This window comes from Nocardia spumae (assembly GCF_020733635.1).
Lineage (GTDB): Bacteria > Actinomycetota > Actinomycetes > Mycobacteriales > Mycobacteriaceae > Nocardia > Nocardia spumae.
The window spans coordinates 5677462-5692667 of the sequence record NZ_JAJFZL010000001.1; the positions used below are offsets into that span (position 1 = coordinate 5677462).

General features: G+C 67.7%; 16 protein-coding genes. 10 read left to right on the forward strand and 6 right to left on the reverse strand.

The features are described 5' to 3' along the window. Window positions 1–12 precede the first annotated feature (12 nt). Window positions 13–1077, reverse strand: a complete 1065-nt coding sequence (locus LKD76_RS25160; protein ID WP_227983894.1) for a DUF3152 domain-containing protein — start codon at window positions 1075–1077, stop codon at window positions 13–15. Between the two features lie 354 nt (window positions 1078–1431). On the opposite strand from LKD76_RS25160, the gene fasR reads away from it, so the two are divergent. Further along, on the forward strand, window positions 1432–2094 hold the full coding sequence (gene fasR / locus LKD76_RS25165; protein ID WP_030515992.1) for an HTH-type transcriptional activator FasR: 663 nt from the start codon (window positions 1432–1434) through the stop codon (window positions 2092–2094). A gap of 111 nt (window positions 2095–2205) precedes the next feature. Here fasR and LKD76_RS25170 read toward each other — a convergent pair whose 3' ends face one another. The 3 genes from LKD76_RS25170 to LKD76_RS25180 form a co-directional block, all read right to left on the reverse strand. Next, window positions 2206–2433 carry a DUF3107 domain-containing protein gene (locus tag LKD76_RS25170; protein WP_227983895.1) on the reverse strand — a complete coding sequence of 76 codons (228 nt, stop codon included), beginning with the start codon at window positions 2431–2433 and terminating at the stop codon, window positions 2206–2208. Window positions 2434–2535: 102 nt separating this feature from the next. Next, a complete protein-coding gene (locus LKD76_RS25175) occupies window positions 2536–3234 on the reverse strand; it encodes a ferritin-like fold-containing protein (protein ID WP_227983896.1) in 699 nt (232 codons plus the stop codon). 96 nt (window positions 3235–3330) lie between these two features. Further along, window positions 3331–4380 carry an alpha/beta fold hydrolase gene (locus tag LKD76_RS25180; protein ID WP_227983897.1) on the reverse strand — a complete coding sequence of 350 codons (1050 nt, stop codon included), beginning with the start codon at window positions 4378–4380 and terminating at the stop codon, window positions 3331–3333. 496 nt (window positions 4381–4876) lie between these two features. On the opposite strand from LKD76_RS25180, the gene LKD76_RS25185 reads away from it, so the two are divergent. The 7 genes from LKD76_RS25185 to LKD76_RS25215 all read left to right on the forward strand — a co-directional run bounded on the left by LKD76_RS25185 (window position 4877) and on the right by LKD76_RS25215 (window position 11293). Next, the gene (locus LKD76_RS25185) at window positions 4877–6475 is read left to right on the forward strand and encodes a DEAD/DEAH box helicase (RefSeq protein WP_227983898.1); all 1599 of its coding nucleotides are present in this window, start codon (window positions 4877–4879) and stop codon (window positions 6473–6475) included. A 26-nt stretch (window positions 6476–6501) separates the two neighbouring features. After that, window positions 6502–7719, forward strand: a complete 1218-nt coding sequence (locus LKD76_RS25190; RefSeq protein WP_227983899.1) for an Rv3212 family protein — start codon at window positions 6502–6504, stop codon at window positions 7717–7719. A gap of 43 nt (window positions 7720–7762) precedes the next feature. Next, window positions 7763–8374, forward strand: coding sequence for an acid phosphatase (locus LKD76_RS25195; protein ID WP_227983900.1), 612 nt, complete (start codon window positions 7763–7765; stop codon window positions 8372–8374). After that, complete coding sequence (locus LKD76_RS25200; protein ID WP_227983901.1) at window positions 8371–8853, forward strand: GNAT family N-acetyltransferase; 483 nt, start codon at window positions 8371–8373, stop codon at window positions 8851–8853. The genes LKD76_RS25195 and LKD76_RS25200 overlap by 4 nt, the downstream gene beginning before the upstream one ends. Before the next feature lie 97 nt (window positions 8854–8950). Beyond that, window positions 8951–9292, forward strand: a complete 342-nt coding sequence (locus LKD76_RS25205; RefSeq protein ID WP_227983902.1) for a YciI family protein — start codon at window positions 8951–8953, stop codon at window positions 9290–9292. Between the two features lie 50 nt (window positions 9293–9342). Continuing rightward, window positions 9343–10611 (forward strand): RNA polymerase sigma factor, encoded by a 1269-nt coding sequence (locus LKD76_RS25210; RefSeq protein WP_372466008.1) that lies wholly within the window; start codon window positions 9343–9345, stop codon window positions 10609–10611. A gap of 64 nt (window positions 10612–10675) precedes the next feature. Continuing rightward, window positions 10676–11293, forward strand: coding sequence for a GNAT family N-acetyltransferase (locus tag LKD76_RS25215; protein WP_227983904.1), 618 nt, complete (start codon window positions 10676–10678; stop codon window positions 11291–11293). On the opposite strand, the gene LKD76_RS25220 is transcribed toward LKD76_RS25215, so the two are convergent. Next, a complete protein-coding gene (locus tag LKD76_RS25220) occupies window positions 11272–11706 on the reverse strand; it encodes a hypothetical protein (RefSeq protein ID WP_227983905.1) in 435 nt (144 codons plus the stop codon). The two genes, LKD76_RS25215 and LKD76_RS25220, sit on opposite strands and share 22 nt — an antisense overlap. Window positions 11707–11875: 169 nt before the next feature. On the opposite strand from LKD76_RS25220, the gene LKD76_RS25225 reads away from it, so the two are divergent. Further along, window positions 11876–12883 carry a diacylglycerol/lipid kinase family protein gene (locus tag LKD76_RS25225; RefSeq protein ID WP_227983906.1) on the forward strand — a complete coding sequence of 336 codons (1008 nt, stop codon included), beginning with the start codon at window positions 11876–11878 and terminating at the stop codon, window positions 12881–12883. A 234-nt stretch (window positions 12884–13117) separates the two neighbouring features. Continuing rightward, the gene (locus tag LKD76_RS25230; RefSeq protein WP_025347717.1) at window positions 13118–13372 is read left to right on the forward strand and encodes a WhiB family transcriptional regulator; all 255 of its coding nucleotides are present in this window, start codon (window positions 13118–13120) and stop codon (window positions 13370–13372) included. A 169-nt stretch (window positions 13373–13541) separates the two neighbouring features. Here LKD76_RS25230 and LKD76_RS25235 read toward each other — a convergent pair whose 3' ends face one another. Then, window positions 13542–15056, reverse strand: a complete 1515-nt coding sequence (locus LKD76_RS25235) for a sensor histidine kinase (protein ID WP_227983907.1) — start codon at window positions 15054–15056, stop codon at window positions 13542–13544. Window positions 15057–15206 lie beyond the last annotated feature (150 nt).

The following is a 15206-nucleotide window of genomic DNA, read 5'->3' on the forward strand; positions in this document are numbered from 1 at the left end:
GGCAGGTCGTTGCTAACCCCGAGGATACGGCCAGGGATTGAACCGGCATTTCTTGCCGTCCATGGGCACCACGCCCTGTGGATCCAAGGTCGCGATGTCGTTGTTGCGGGTCCCGAAGGTCTGCTGCATCATCACCGGCGCCAGTCCGCCGTCGTTCTCGCACGGCTGATGTTCGTGATAGCCGATCGCGTGCCCGACCTCGTGGTTGATCTGGTATTGGCGATAGGAACCGATATCCCCCTCGAAGGCGGTCGCCCCGCGCACCCACCGCACCTCGGACAGCACCACCCGGTCCAGATCCGAGTTGTAGCAGGAGGAGTCGATCGGAATTTCGAAACCGCAGGCGGACTTGGTGGTCTGCCGCGAGGTCAGCGAAATCCGGAAATCCGGTTCACCGTTATCGATGCGGCGAAAGCCGAAGCGCGGATCGTGGGTCCAGCTCTTGGGGTTTGCCAGCGTCGCCTCGATCATTTTGGCGACCGAGTCGTCACCACCCAGCGAGGACGTATCCACCCCGTTCTCGACTTCGACCGTGTAGGTGAACAGATGTTCCTGTGCCGCCCCGACCTGAGGCGTCGTACCGGGCACGAGATGCCAGGAGTCGGCGCCCGCCTCGGTGAAGGCGCCACCGGCCGGCAGCGCCCCCGACGACAGCTCGCCGCCGAATTTGCCATCCCCCTTCGGGGGTGCGCCGATGATGCCCGCGTTACTGGTGTGCTGACTGAGCCTTCCCAGGGCTGGGGTGGGGCCGCTGGCAGATTCGGTACCCCCCTTGACGGCGTCCACGGCCACCAGCACGGTGATCACCGCCAGTATCGGAAGTGCGTAGGCACGCCAGCCGTAAGCGGAAACGAACCTGCCCAGTGCGCTCTGCTTCTTCGTATCGCGTTCCGGGCGTGGCCGATTCGCGGAGTCGCCGGCGTCGGTGGGGTCCCACTTCGCGCGCAGCGGCTGATGCGAGCGGTCCCCGCCGGGCGCGAACTCACGATCACCGGAATACAGGCCGAGCGGATCGTAGACTTCGGGGAGTTCGGAGGGTTGCTGCCGGTTGCGCTGCGGGTCATCGGGCGATTCCATACGCGCGACCACGGCGCCTGCGGGGCGGCTCGAGTCGGGCCCGCCGGTGGATCTTCCCCGTTGGTCGCTCACTCGAACAGAGTCTCACAGCCTGCTCGAGCAGAACCACATACCGTCCCCGACCGGCCCGGGTTGCGAGAAATCTCACCGCTGTGCGAGATTTCTCACGGCGGCCAGTTACTGACAGGTTGCCAATAGGTGTGGGAAGTTATTCGAATACCACAATGGCAGGAACGGGATCGGCTCACAGCCAAGTGCACCCGACCCGCAGCGCGGTGGATCACGAACGAGTATCGTTCGTTGGATACCCGTGCACATCCACGTTCCCGCCGGGAATCGACTGGGAGAACCGAAATGACTGACCTCGTGGACCGGATGACGTCGTCGCGACTGTCGTCCGAGGCCATGGCACCGAGCAAGCGCGGAACCCGCCTACCCCGCGAGGCCCGCCGTGCCCAACTGCTCGCCGCGGCCAGCGAGGTTTTCGTACTACGCGGCTATCACGCCGCCGGCATGGACGAGATCTCGCAATGCGCCGGTGTCTCCAAACCCGTTCTGTACCAGCACTTTTCGAGTAAGCTCGAACTCTATTTGGCGGTGCTGCAGAACTATATCGACGCCCTGGTCTCCAGTGTCCGCCAGGCGCTGCGCTCGACCACGGACAACCGCCAACGCGTCCGCGCCGCGGTCGCGGCCTACTTCGACTTCGTCGACCACGAGACCCAGGGTTTCCGGCTGGTCTTCGAATCCGACCTCACCAGCGAGCCGCAGGTGCAGCGCCGCGTCGAGCAAGCCACCGAGGCCTGTGTGGACGCGGTGTTCGACCTCGTCGCGCACGATTCCGGCCTGGACCCCTACCGGGCCCGCATCCTGGCCGTGGGACTGGTGGGCGCCAGCCAGATCACCGCACGCTACTGGCTCGAGGCCGACCGGCCGATCCCCAAGGAAGAGGCGGTCGACACCACGGTCCAGCTCTGTTGGGGTGGGCTGTCGCGCGTGCCGCTGTCGCAGCGTTGAGATAACCGAAAGGGCCCGGACCCGCCGATGCGGGTCCGGGCCCTTTCGTATTTCTCAGGTTTCTCAGGCCGCAACAGCCTCAGCCGAATGCAGAAAGCGGCGAGCGCCGGTCTACACCGCGGCGAAGCCGACGCGGCCGCTGGTGGAGGTGCCGATTTCGACATAGGCGACCTTGGCTGCCTGGATCAGATACTTGCGCCCTTTCTCGTCCTCGAGCGCCAGCACCCCACCCGAACCGCCCAGAGCCGCGGATACCAGCGCTTCGACCTCCTCGGGGGTCTGCGAGCTGGCGATGACCAGTTCCCGCGGGCTATCCGAAATGCCGATCTTGACCTCCACGGCCAACCTCCTAGAGTCCAGATGCTGTCGTCTCAGGCTAGTGCAGCCGACGGGACCGCGACGATGTGCCTGCCTGTGCTCTCAGCGAACACCCGACCGTGGTCATCCCAGGCTCAGCACCCGCATCCGCTCGGCATGTGAGTTCTGCATCCGCTCGAACAGTGCCGCCACCCCGTTGAGATCACCGGTCGCGGTCAGCACGATTTCGGTCAGCTCGTCACGCTGCGCCATCACGAACTGCGCCTGGGTGATGGCCTCACCCAGCAGCCGACGCCCCCACAGGGTGAGCCGATCGCGCTCCGAGCGGCTCACCGTGACCGCCCGGCGCACCTCCTCGACGACGAATTCCGAATGGTGGGTCTCGGCCAGGACGTCGTGAACGACCGTGGCCACCTCGGGTGCGAGCGAATCGGCGAGCACGGTGTAGAAATCGGCCGCGATACCGTCACCGACGTAGAACTTGACCATCGACTCGAGCCAGGTCGAGGGGTCGGTCGACGCGTGATAGGCGTCCAGTGCCCGCACGAACGGCGCCATCGCGTCGAAAACATCGACACCACGACCCTGCAGTGCGGTTTCGAGTGTTTCGAAATGCGCCATTTCGGCGGCGGCCATCTTGGCCGCCGCGACCTTGCCGCGCAGCGTCGGCGATAATTTCGCCTCTTCCGCCAAGCGGTAGAACGCGGAGATCTCACCGTAGGCGAGCACCGCGAACAGATCGGTGACACCGAGATGGTCGGCGGGGATTCGATGATCGGATTCGGTCGAAACACCCAGCGCGCCAGATGTGTTTGCACCCATGAACACCAGCCTAATGGGTCGAAGCCCGGAGGCAGCAGCGGAGCGGCGGTGCGGAGCGCTGTCCGGCGGGGGCCGCGATGTGACGTAGTGCGCCGTTCATGCCTGGTCCCGCAGGAATTTCTCGAGGTAGCCCCAGGTGGTGTCGCGGGCGATCAGGATGCCCAGATGACTGCCGGGCGCGTCCTCGTAGCGCACCTCGCGCGCACCGGTCAGCGTGTCCCGGCCGTGCGCCACCGCGGCCGCGGGCGTGATGACGTCCTGAGGCCCGCCGACCAGCAGTACCGGTGCGGTGATCTCGGCCAGCACGATGGGCTGCGCCCCGATGTGCACCACTCCCCTGCCGATGTCGTTGGCCAGCATGAACCGGCTCCACAGCTGGTTGTAGAAACGCCCCGGATAGCCCGGCAACTGCGATTGGAATCGGTCGATGGTCTCCATCCGTGCCAGCGTGGCCGCATCGGCCAGATTGTTGGCCAGGAACAGCGGTCGGCGCAGTTCCCGATCCCAGGCCGCGGCCCGGTAGGCCAGTCGGGTCAGCGGAGCCGGGACGCCGCCGGCCGCGCGGATCAGCGTGGACATGGTGAGGCCGCCGTCGAGCCGCGCCAGCGCGCGGACCTGTGGCACTCCGTTGACACGGTTGTAGTCCAGCGGTGCGCCGATCACGGTGATCGATCGAATCGGCAGCGTCGCGTCGGCCGCAGCGGTCAGCAGCGCCAGCACTCCGCCGAGCGACCAGCCGACGAGGTCGACCGGTGCGCCGTCGCGATCGGCCGATACCCGCCGTACGGCCTCCGGCAGGATGTCGTCGACCCAGTCCTCGAAGCCCATGCGGCGGTCGGCGAAGCCGATCTCGCCGTAGTCGACCAGGTAGGGACGCCGCCCGATCTCGAGCAGGAAGCGGGCCAGGCTCTGATCCGGTCGCAGATCGAAACACGTCGCCGGGGCGGCCAGCGGCGGCACCAGCAGCACCGCGGCGTCGTCGGCCGGCGGCGGCCCGGCGGGGTCGATGTCGTATCGGCGCAGCAGGCGGTGCGGTTCGTCCCACAGTACGGTCGACGGGGTGGGCGCGGGGGCTTCGATGCCGTCGCCGAAGGTCAGCGCCCATGCGTTGCGGGCCGCGGCGCCCACGGTCTCTGCCAAGCTCACATCGACCAACTTATCGTGAGACGCAGTGTCTCAGATATGTGGGATGGGCCACGCCCGCACTCCGGCTCCGGCCCAGCGCGCCCGCGGGCGTTTTCTCCCGGCCACGACGAATTACCGTGTGCCGCAGCACAGACCGGCTCGGTCGGTCCGCCGACCGAGAGCGGAAATGAGGCGAAGAAAGGTATCACGCTACAATCTTTGTGGGCAACGGAAATTTTGCTCGCGCTGCCATATCGTGGCCGGCATATCGAGACCGGCCGATCGGGGTAGCGCGACAGGGGTAACCGAAGCCCACGGAAAATGTGCGCGCACCAGATCCGCGACACCTTTGCACCGCACCCGGGCACCGTCCTCGGCGGCGAGAGTGCAGGTGGAAACGCCGGATTTGTGGTGGCCCGGAATTCCCGGTCCCAATCCACCCTCGTGCGCGCTGGATGCGATTCACACGAGGAAGGCACGAACCCTGAGCAAGATCACCGTAGAACAAGAACCCGGGTTGTCGGACACGCTGCTCACAGCGGAACTGGACCCCACACACACCGCTCCGTCATTCACCGAATTGGGAGTGCGCCCGGAAATCGTGCGCGCACTCGGCGAGATCGGAATCGAACGTACTTTCGCGATCCAGGAGCTGACGCTGCCCCTGGCGCTGGCCGGCGACGATCTGATCGGCCAGGCCCGCACCGGTATGGGTAAGACCTTCGGATTCGGCGTACCGCTGCTGCATCGAATTTCTTCGACCGGTTCCGGCACCACCGCATTGGACGGCACTCCCCGCGCATTGGTCATCGTGCCCACCCGCGAGTTGTGCATTCAGGTCACCCAGGATCTGGAGAATGCCGGTAAATATCTGCGCAATCAGCAGGGCCCGCTGCGCGTCACCTCGATCTACGGCGGACGGCCCTACGACGCCCAGATCGCGGCTCTGCGCGAGGGTGTCGACGTCGTCGTCGGTACGCCCGGCCGTCTGCTGGATCTGGCCGAACAGCAACATCTGATCCTCGGCAAGGTCGGCGTTCTGGTGCTCGACGAGGCCGACGAAATGCTCGATCTGGGTTTCCTGCCCGATATCGAGCGCATTCTGTCGATGGTTCCTGATCAGCGCCAGACCATGCTGTTCTCGGCCACCATGCCGGGACCGATCATCACCCTGGCTCGCACGTTCCTGCACAAACCGACCCATATCCGGGCCGAGGAACCGCACGATTCGGCGGTCCACGATCGCACCGCGCAATTCGTCTATCGCGCGCACGCACTGGACAAGAGCGAATTGATCGCGCGAATTCTGCAGGCCGAGAGCCGCGGCGCCACCATGATCTTCACCCGCACCAAACGCACCGCCCAGAAGGTCGCCGACGATCTGGCCGAGCGCGGTTTCGCGGTGGGCGCGGTCCACGGCGACCTGGGACAGATCGCCCGTGAGAAGGCGCTCGACAAATTCCGCAAGGGCAAGATCGACGTCCTGGTCGCCACCGATGTCGCCGCGCGCGGTATCGATATCGACGATGTCACCCATGTCGTCAACTACCAGTGCCCGGAGGACGAGAAGACCTACGTGCACCGCATCGGCCGCACCGGCCGGGCCGGGCGCACCGGTGTCGCGGTGACCCTGGTCGACTGGGACGAACTGCACCGCTGGGAAAGTATCAATTCCGCACTGGGACTTGACATTCCGGAGCCGGTGGAAACCTACTCCCGCTCCGAGCACCTGCGCGCCGATCTCGGCATCCCGGAGAGCGCGACCGGAACGCTACGGCGCGCTCCCGCGCGCGACGCCGACGCCGTGGTGGTCGAACGGGAAGCCCGGGCGCCGCGCAAGCGCAACCGGCGCCGCACCCGCGGCGGACAGCCGGTCGAGGGCGGCGGTGCCGAGCAGACCACCACCGACTCCGACCCCACCGACGAGTCGGCGAGCAAGTCCGAATCGTCTGCGTCCCAGCCGGTTTCGGACGATCAGCCCGAGGGTGACAAGCCGGCCCGCCGCCGTCGCCGTCGTCGCCGCAAGCCCGCCGCGGACAACGGTGACACCGCCGCCGCGGCGGACGCATCGGACTCCGGTTCCGGTGGCGCGGATCAGGCTGCCGCGTCGGTCTAGCCACCTGATCGGTTAGTCTCGCTGACGTGCTCGCACCCGAGCGGCGGACGCGCGCCGACCTCTATGCCGCAGTCGCGATCGCCGTCGTCGTGGCGATCGCGGCTGTTGTCGTGTGGGCGAACAGTGCTGCCCGCGGGACCGAATCCGATCCCGCGGCGCATCCGGCATCGGTCGCCCCGGCCGCCGACCGGCTGCCGGAAAACCTCACCGAACGCTGGCACGCCCCCGACGGTGTCGCGCGCCGGGCACTGACCTCGAGCGGTGTCGCCGTCACCGGCGACGGCGGGACCGTCACCGGACTCGATCCGGCCACCGGGCACGAGGTGTGGAGCTACCGGCGCGATCTGCCGCTGTGCGGCCTGGAGAGCCAGTTCGCCACCGTCATCGCCACCTACCGCGACGACCGCGGCTGCAGTCAGACCACCATGCTCGGCGCCGAGGACGGTCGGCGGCGCACCGCGCGCAGCAGTTATATGGACTCCGAGGTCCGGCTCAGCTCCGACGGCACCTATGTCCTGGCTCAGGGCGCCGACCGGCTCGAGATGTGGCGCTCGGATCTGGTCCGCACCCTCGAATACGGCTATGTCGACGCGCCGGTGAATCCGCACACCCAGCCCCGGCACGACTGCCGGTTGCTGTCGGCGGGCTCGGGCGGCAGCAGGCTGGCAGTGCTCGAACGCTGCCCCGACGACGCCGCCGACCGGCTTACCGTGCTGAATCCGGCGCCCAAGGACGCCTCCGCTCCGGAGGAGTACGGCTCACATGTGCTCACCGAGCCGGGCGCCGCGGCCGCCGATGCCCGCGTCATCGCGGTCGCGGACAATCGGATCGTGCTGTATCTGCCCGGAACCGAGACCGCACCACCGGAATTCGCGATCTACGATACTTCGGCCAATTCACTTGCGGCGCACCGGCTCACCGCGCCGATCGGCGACAACAGCACCGTCACCCGACTGGGATCGGCGTATTTCGTCTTCACCGGCAACAGCGTGATCGCGTTGAACGCCACCACATTCGAACCGATGTGGACCGCGCCCGATGCCCTGGGCTCGCCCGCCATGATGGCCGGCCACATCCTGATTCCGGTCGCCGACGGTATCGCGGCCCTGGATCCGGGCAGCGGAGCGCAACAGAGGCGAATTCCGCTGCGACGCAGCGACTACCACGGCGAGCCGATATCGCTGGCGATCAGCGGCCCGGTGGTGCTGGAACAGCGTGGCGGCCGGCTCTACGGGATCAGCTGATCCACTCCACCGCCGGCGGCCCCGGTGCGGCATGATCGGGATCATGAGTGCATCGGACAGGGACTATCGACTGGTGGTGTTGCGGCACGGCGAAACCGCGTGGTCGGCGGCGCGCAAACATACCGGACGCACCGATATCGCGCTCACGGCACGCGGTGAGGAGCAGGCCCGGGCCGCCGCGCCCGTGCTGGCCGAACTCGACCTCAGCGATCCGCTGGTGCTGACCAGTCCCCGCAAACGCGCGGTGCACACCGCCGAACTGGCCGGGCTGCAGGATCCGCGCGTCGTTGACGACCTGGCCGAATGGGATTACGGCGAATACGAGGGCCGCACCACGCCGCAGATCCGCGAAACCGTGCCGGGCTGGACCATTTTCACCGGTGTGGTGCCCGGCGGCGAATCCCTCGAGGCGGTGTCGGACCGCGCCGACCGCGTCCTCGAATCGGTTCAGCCGGCCCTGCGTACCCGCGATGTCGTCCTGGTGGGCCACGGACACTTCTCCCGTGTGCTGATCGCGCGCTGGGCCGAATTCCCGGCGCGCGAGGGGCGGCGCTTCTTCCTGTCGACCGCCGCGATCAGCGTGCTCGGCCACGACCATCAGGCCCGCACCATCCTGGCCCACAATCTCGTGCCCGCGCAGGACGGTGGCCGATGATCCGCCGTGCGACCCCCGAGGACGTACCCGCCCTGGTCGAGCTGGTCTACGACCTCGCCGAATACGAGCGGGCACGTGAGCAGTGCGCGCTCACCCCGCGGCTGCTGGAGACCGCGTTGTTCGGCCCGGAGCCGGCGGTCTTCGCCCACGTGGCCACGGACAGCTCGCCGGATCGGGTGGTCGGCTGCGCGATCTGGTTCCTGAACTATTCGACCTGGACCGGTAAGCACGGCATCTACCTGGAAGATCTCTACGTCCGGCCGGAGGCGCGGGGCCGGGGCCTGGGCAAGGAGCTCCTGGCGGAATTGGCCCGCGAGGCGGTGGCCAACGACTACACCCGGGTGGACTGGTCGGTGCTGGATTGGAATACGCCCTCGATCGAGTTCTATCGCCGCCTGGGCGCGGCCGCACAGGACGAGTGGACCGGCTTCCGGCTCAGCGGCGACGCGCTGACGCGGCTGGCCGAATCCGGGTCCTGAATATTTCCCCGCCGGGCTGTCGATTCGGCCGCACACCGGACGTCGAAGAGTTGAATGGTCCGAAAGGCGGACCACCCACTCGGAGGACGATCCAGCGATGTCGAACTATCTGATCCTGATCTACCAGGACGAACACGCGGTACCCGAGCCGGAGCCGGGCAGCCCGATGCTGACCGAGCACCGCGAGTTCGCCGAACAGCACGCGGCCGCACTGCGCGGCGGCAACGCCCTGCATCGCGGTCACACCGCGACCAGTGTGCGCCCGGACGGCGCCGGCGATTTCGTGGTCACCGACGGCCCGTTCGCCGAAACAAAGGAACAACTCGGCGGCTACTACCTGATCGAGGCGCCCGATCTGGACGCCGCGATCGCGATCGCGCGCCGGGTGCCGATGCCGCACGGTGGTGTCGAGGTACGGCCGATTCTCGAACTCGGCTGAGACACACCGTGTTCGATCGCGCCACCGATCGCGGACCGGATCTGCCCCGGGTGGGCGGGTCCGGCCCCGACGCGGTCGCCGCGGCCGTCGCCGACGCGCATCGCCGGGAATGGGCCTTCGTCCTGGCCTCGACCGTGCGGGTGACCCGGGATCTGGATCTGGCCGAGGAATGCGTGCAGGACGCGTATGCGCAGGCACTCGTGCGGTGGGCCACCGACGGGATCCCGCGCCGGCCCGCGGCCTGGCTCACCACGGTCGCGCGCAACCGGGCGCTGGACCTGCTGCGCCGCCGGTCGACCGCGCGCCGGGCCCTGCCACTGCTCCTCGCCGACGAGAGATCTTCCGGCACAACGGGTATCGATGAGCTCGCGATGTTCGATCCGGACGCGGAATTCGGTGACGACCGGCTGCGGCTGATCTGCACCTGTTGCCATCCGGCCCTGGCCCCGCAGACCCAGATCGCGCTCACCCTGCGCCTGGTGTGCGGGCTCACCACCGGTGAGGTGGCGCGCGCCTTCCTGGTCGCCGAGCCCACGATGGCCGCGCGCATCACTCGCGCCAAGAAGAAGATCGCCGCCGCCCGCATTCCGTACCGGGTACCGGATCCGGCCGAACTGCCCGAGCGCATCGAGGCCGTCCTCGCGGTGGTGCATCTGCTGTTCACCACCGGACACACCGCACCGTCCGGCGCCGATCTGATCCGCCGCGAACTCACCGAACGCGCCATCGATCTGGCCCGGATGCTGCACACCCTGCTGCCCGGCGATCCGGATATCGCGGGTCTGCTCGCACTGCTGCTGCTCACCGATGCCCGCCGTCCGGCGCGCACCGCGGCCGACGGCGCCATGGTCGCGCTGGCCGATCAGGATCGGTCGCGCTGGGATCGGGGCGAGATCACCGAGGGGCTCGCACTGGTCCGCACCGCCCTCGAACGACGGCCCGGCCGCTACGCGCTGCAAGCCGCGATCGCCGCGGTGCACGCGGAGGCGCCCAGCTACGACGACACCGACTGGCAGGAGATCCTGGGTCTCTACGATGTGCTGATCCAGCTGTGGCCCTCGCCGGTGGTGGCACTGAACCGGGCGGTCGCGGTGGGGATGGCACGCGGCGACGCGGCCGGCACGGCAGCGCTCGACGCGCTGTCGAATGAGCCCCAGCTGGCCGGCTACGGCTATCTGCCCGCCGCCCGGGCGCACTTCCTGGCCCGGCAGCGGCGCGCCGACGAGGCCCGGCTGGCCTATTCCGAGGCCCTGATGCTGACCGAGAACGCCGCGGAGCGCGACTTTCTCAACGCCCGGCTGGCAGAATTGGACGATTGACCGAAAGTGCGGCAGCGGGGCGTTCAGGCGTCGTTTCCGCCGGACGTACGCATAGTCTGGACCGATGAAGGTCACCGTTCGTCCCATCGTGGCATCGGAGATACCCGAACTGTCGCGGGTGCTGAGCCTGGCATTCGACGACGATCCGATCGTGCGGTGGTGCATCCCGTCCGACCGCGGGCGGCCCCGGCGCGCGGCGCTGATGTTCGCCACCCTGATCCGCCACCTCTATCTGCCGCACGGAGCGGTGGACGCGGCTTTCGACGAATCCGGTCGCATCGTCGGCGGTGCGGTCTGGTCACCTCCGGGTGCCTGGGATTCCGGTGGCGACCGGTCGCTGCGGATGCTGCCGTCACTGGCGCGCGCGTTCGGGTTGCGGCTGGTGGCCGCGGGCGCGATGTCGGAGCGTATGAGCACGGCGCATCCCCACGAGCGGCACTGGTACCTGGCGATCGTCGGCACCGATCCGGCGGTACGTGGCCGGGGGTACGGGCAGGCACTGCTCGCGCCGCGGCTGGCGCACTGTGACGAGGTCGGCGTCCCGGCCTATCTGGAGTCGAGCAAATTCGACAACATCGCCTACTACGAGCGTTACGGATTCGAGCTGCGCGGTGAACTCGACGTCACCCGGGGCGGACCACTGCTGTGGCCGATGTGGCGTCAGTCCGCGATGTCGTCGTAGGCCTCGGCCATCCAGCGCACCGACGGCGGGGAGAAGATCAGACCCAGGGTCACCAATGCCAGCAGGCCGACCGGAATTCCCAGTTCCAGTCGATGTGAGCTGAGCATGTACCAGGCGGCCGGCAGCAGCAGGATCTGCGCGATGACCACGATGGCCCGGCCCCAGCGCTTACCCCGCAGCAGTCCGATGCCGGCCGCGAGTACCGCGCCGGCCAGGATCACGAACCACGCCGCCGTCCCGTATGCGGACCGGTCGTGCCCCTGCACCACCAGCACGATCGCGATGATCACGCCGATCAGCCCCTCGAGCGCGGCCAGTGCACCCGCCGCGCGCACCGTGCCGGGGGTCGTCTCGGCCGCCTCGCCGGGGCCGCCGGCGCGAGTGCTGTCGTCCTCCGCGTTCTGCTTCGCCACCCGCCCAGCGTAGCGACGGCGGCGACGGGCCCGGCGACGACGGCTTGCGTCACCGCGAAGGTCGCCCCGGATGACGGTGGGAGTCCACCACACCACCGCGCGAGCCGCCCCGCACCGGTGGTCACCGCCGCATGCGATTTCGGCGGCCGCGGCTCAGTAGGCTGCTGGGGTGCGGACGCTGCTGATCGTGAATCCGAATGCCACTTCGACCACTCCGGCCACTCGGGATCTGCTCGCCCATGCCTTGGAGAGCCGCACCCAGCTCATCGTCGCGCACACGCAGCATCGTGGTCACGCCGCCGAACTGGCGCAGTGGGCGACCGAGGCGGAGATGGATCTGATCGTCGTGCACGGCGGCGACGGCACGGTGAACGAGACCGTGAACGGTTTCCTCCCGCTCCCCGAGCTCGATGCGACCACGGAATCGGGTGCGGCACAACGCTCCCCGGCGCGGGTGCCGCGGCTCGGGATCATTCCCGGCGGCTCCGCCAACGTCTTCGCGCGGTCGCTCGGTATCGAACCGGATCCGGTGGCGGCGACCAATCAGCTCATCGATCTGCTGTCGCTCGACGGTGACGGCCCCGGGCATGCCGGGGACCGCCGGATCGGCCTGATGGTCGCCGACGGTCGCTGGTGCGCGTTCAGTGCGGGTGTGGGCCTGGACGCGGATGTCTGTGAGGCGATCGACCGTTCACGCGCAGCCGGGCACTCCGCCACGCCCGCCCGCTATCTGCGCACCACGGTGCGGCAGTTCTTCCGGGCCAAACGTCACGATCCCGCCATCACGGTATGTGTACCCGGTCACACACCCGTGTCGGAAGTGCATTACGCATTCGTGACCAACACGAGTCCGTGGACCTATTTGGATAACCGTCCGGTACGCACCAACCCCGGTACCACGTTCGAACGGGGACTCGGAGTGTTCGCGATGCGGACCATGGGGGTGATCCCCACCCTGTCGGTCGCCCGGCAACTCCTGGACACCAGTGGAGATCCCAAGGGCCGCAATTTGTTTCGCGTGGACGATGTGCCGTCCGTGCGAATCGAGGCATCCGACGAGGTCGGACTGCAAATCGATGGCGATTTCATCGGCCGGCGCAACGTGGTGGATTTCACCTCGGTGCCCGAGGTGCTCGAAGTGGTCGCGCCCGAGCCGGAATCCGCCCGACACAACTGAGAAACATCGCAGTTGTGCTGCGAAAACCGGTACAAGCGAGTACAAAGGACTCCGCAGGCCCGGCTTTTCAGGGCTTTAGAGCGTGAGCTTCCCCACGGTGCACCAAAAGGCTATTGACATCTACGGTGTTCGTGAAAGCATTCACAAGCAACCGTGCGGAAACATTCGAGTCGCACAAGTGAACGGACCACAAACCAGCGGCGCCTTGCGGCGCCCATGCAAAGGAGCAGAGGAATGGACTGGCGCCACAAGGCCATCTGTCGCGACGAGGACCCCGAGCTGTTCTTCCCGGTGGGTAACAGTGGTCCTGCGCTCGCGCAGATTGCCGATGCCAAGCTGGTCTGCGCCCGCTGCCCCGTGACCGCCGACTGCCTGTCCTGGGCCCTGTCCTCCGGACAGGATGCCGGCGTGTGGGGTGGCATGAGCGAAGACGAGCGACGCGCGCTGAAGCGGCGTAACGCCCGCACCCGCACTCGCACCGTCGTCTGAGACGGCGCGGCGTTACCGGCCAGGCGACAGCGCACAGCCACAAGGCCCGTAACGCATTTCGGCCCGGCACCGAAAAGGTGCCGGGCTTCACTGTTTAACGGGTGATTGATTTCCGCGCCTATTTTTTCGCAGTTGTTTCCGTTTTTCCGATTTACGCGGTCGCGCGTCTTCAGCGCGCGTTACGCCGGCCCAGCGGCACCCGCAGTACCGCGTCGGTGCCGATATCCGCGCCCGGATGCAGACCGATCGAACCACCGAGTTCGGCGGTGACCAGCGTGCGCACGATCTGCAAACCCAGCCGGTCGGATCCCTCGAGACTGAAGCCCTCCGGCAGACCGCGGCCGTCATCGCTGATGATGACATCGAGCCAGCGCGCCGAACGCTCGGAACGTATTGTCACGGTGCCGTTTTCGCCGGCATCGAATGCGTGCTCGATGGCGTTCTGCACCAATTCGGTCAGCACCATCACCAAGGGGGTCGCGCGCTCGGCCGAGAAAACTCCCAGTGAACCGTCGCGACGCACCTTGATCCGCGCGGTGTGCACGGTGGCCACATCGGCCATGATCGGCAACAGCCGGTCCACCACCTCGTCGAGGTCGACCTCCTCGTCCACCGACATCGACAACATCTCGTGCACGGAGGCGATCGAGGTGACCCGGCGCACCGACTCGGTGAGCGCCACCCGCGCCTCCTCGTTCTCGGTGCGGCGAGCCTGCAGGCGCAGCAGCGCCGCGACGGTCTGCAGGTTGTTCTTCACCCGGTGGTGGATCTCGCGGATGGTGGCGTCCTTGGACAGCAGCGCGCGATCGCGCCGTTTGACCTCGGTGACATCGCGCACCAGGACCGCGACCCCGGCCAGCTCCCCGTGCGGGCGCAACACCAGCGTGCGCAGCAGCACCGTCGCGCCGCGCGCCTCGACCTCCATGCGTCGCCCCGACTTCCCGGCCAGCGCGGCCTGGATATCGCTGACGACCTCCTGCGCGTCGAACGGATCGGTGATCAGCGACCGGGTCGACTGGGCCAGATCCTGTCCGGCCAGTTCGCTCTGCAAGCCCATGCGGTGATAGGCCGACAGGGCATTCGGGCTCGCGTAGACGACCAGGCCGTCGGTGTCGAGCCGGATGAAACCGTCACCGGCGCGCGGGCTGGAATGGGAACCGGTGCGGTCCTCGAGGGTGGGGAAGGTACCGTCTGCGATCATCTGGCACAGATCGTCGGCACAGCTCATATAAGCGTGCTCGAGACTGCCCCGGACCTTCGAGCGCTGCATATCGGTATCGCGCCCGAGTACGGCGATGACGTCGTTGCCGCAGCGCACCGGAATGCCCTCGCGGATCACGTGCACCGGACTGGGGTGGTACACGCCCGTCGACTCCGCTTCGCCCTCGACGCGGACGATCTCACCGGAGGCCAGAGCCTCGAAAATCTGCGGATGCTCCTGCCGCGAGGCCAGCGATCCGACCAGATCGTCGGGCTGAACCGTCGGGGCGGTGGTGGGCCGGCACTGGGCGACGCACACCACGTCGGCGCCGTCGGTCACCGGTCCGACGCCGACCCACAGCTGCAGATCGGCGAACGACAGATCGGCCAGCAACTGCCAATCGCCCACCACCCGCTGCAGATGATCCACCGCCGCACCGGGTAGGTCGGTGTGCTCGGCCAGTAGGTCACTCAGGGTCGACACTGTTCCGCCTCTCCGGGAATTCAGCGCACCGGTAGGTGCCGCGAGATCTGCGTTGCGGGGCGGCGGTACCGGCCCGAATCAGTTCCGGGCGTTCCCGGCGTGCCTGCCGATAAGAGATTACGTCAAGTACCCCGGGTGGATACGAATCGT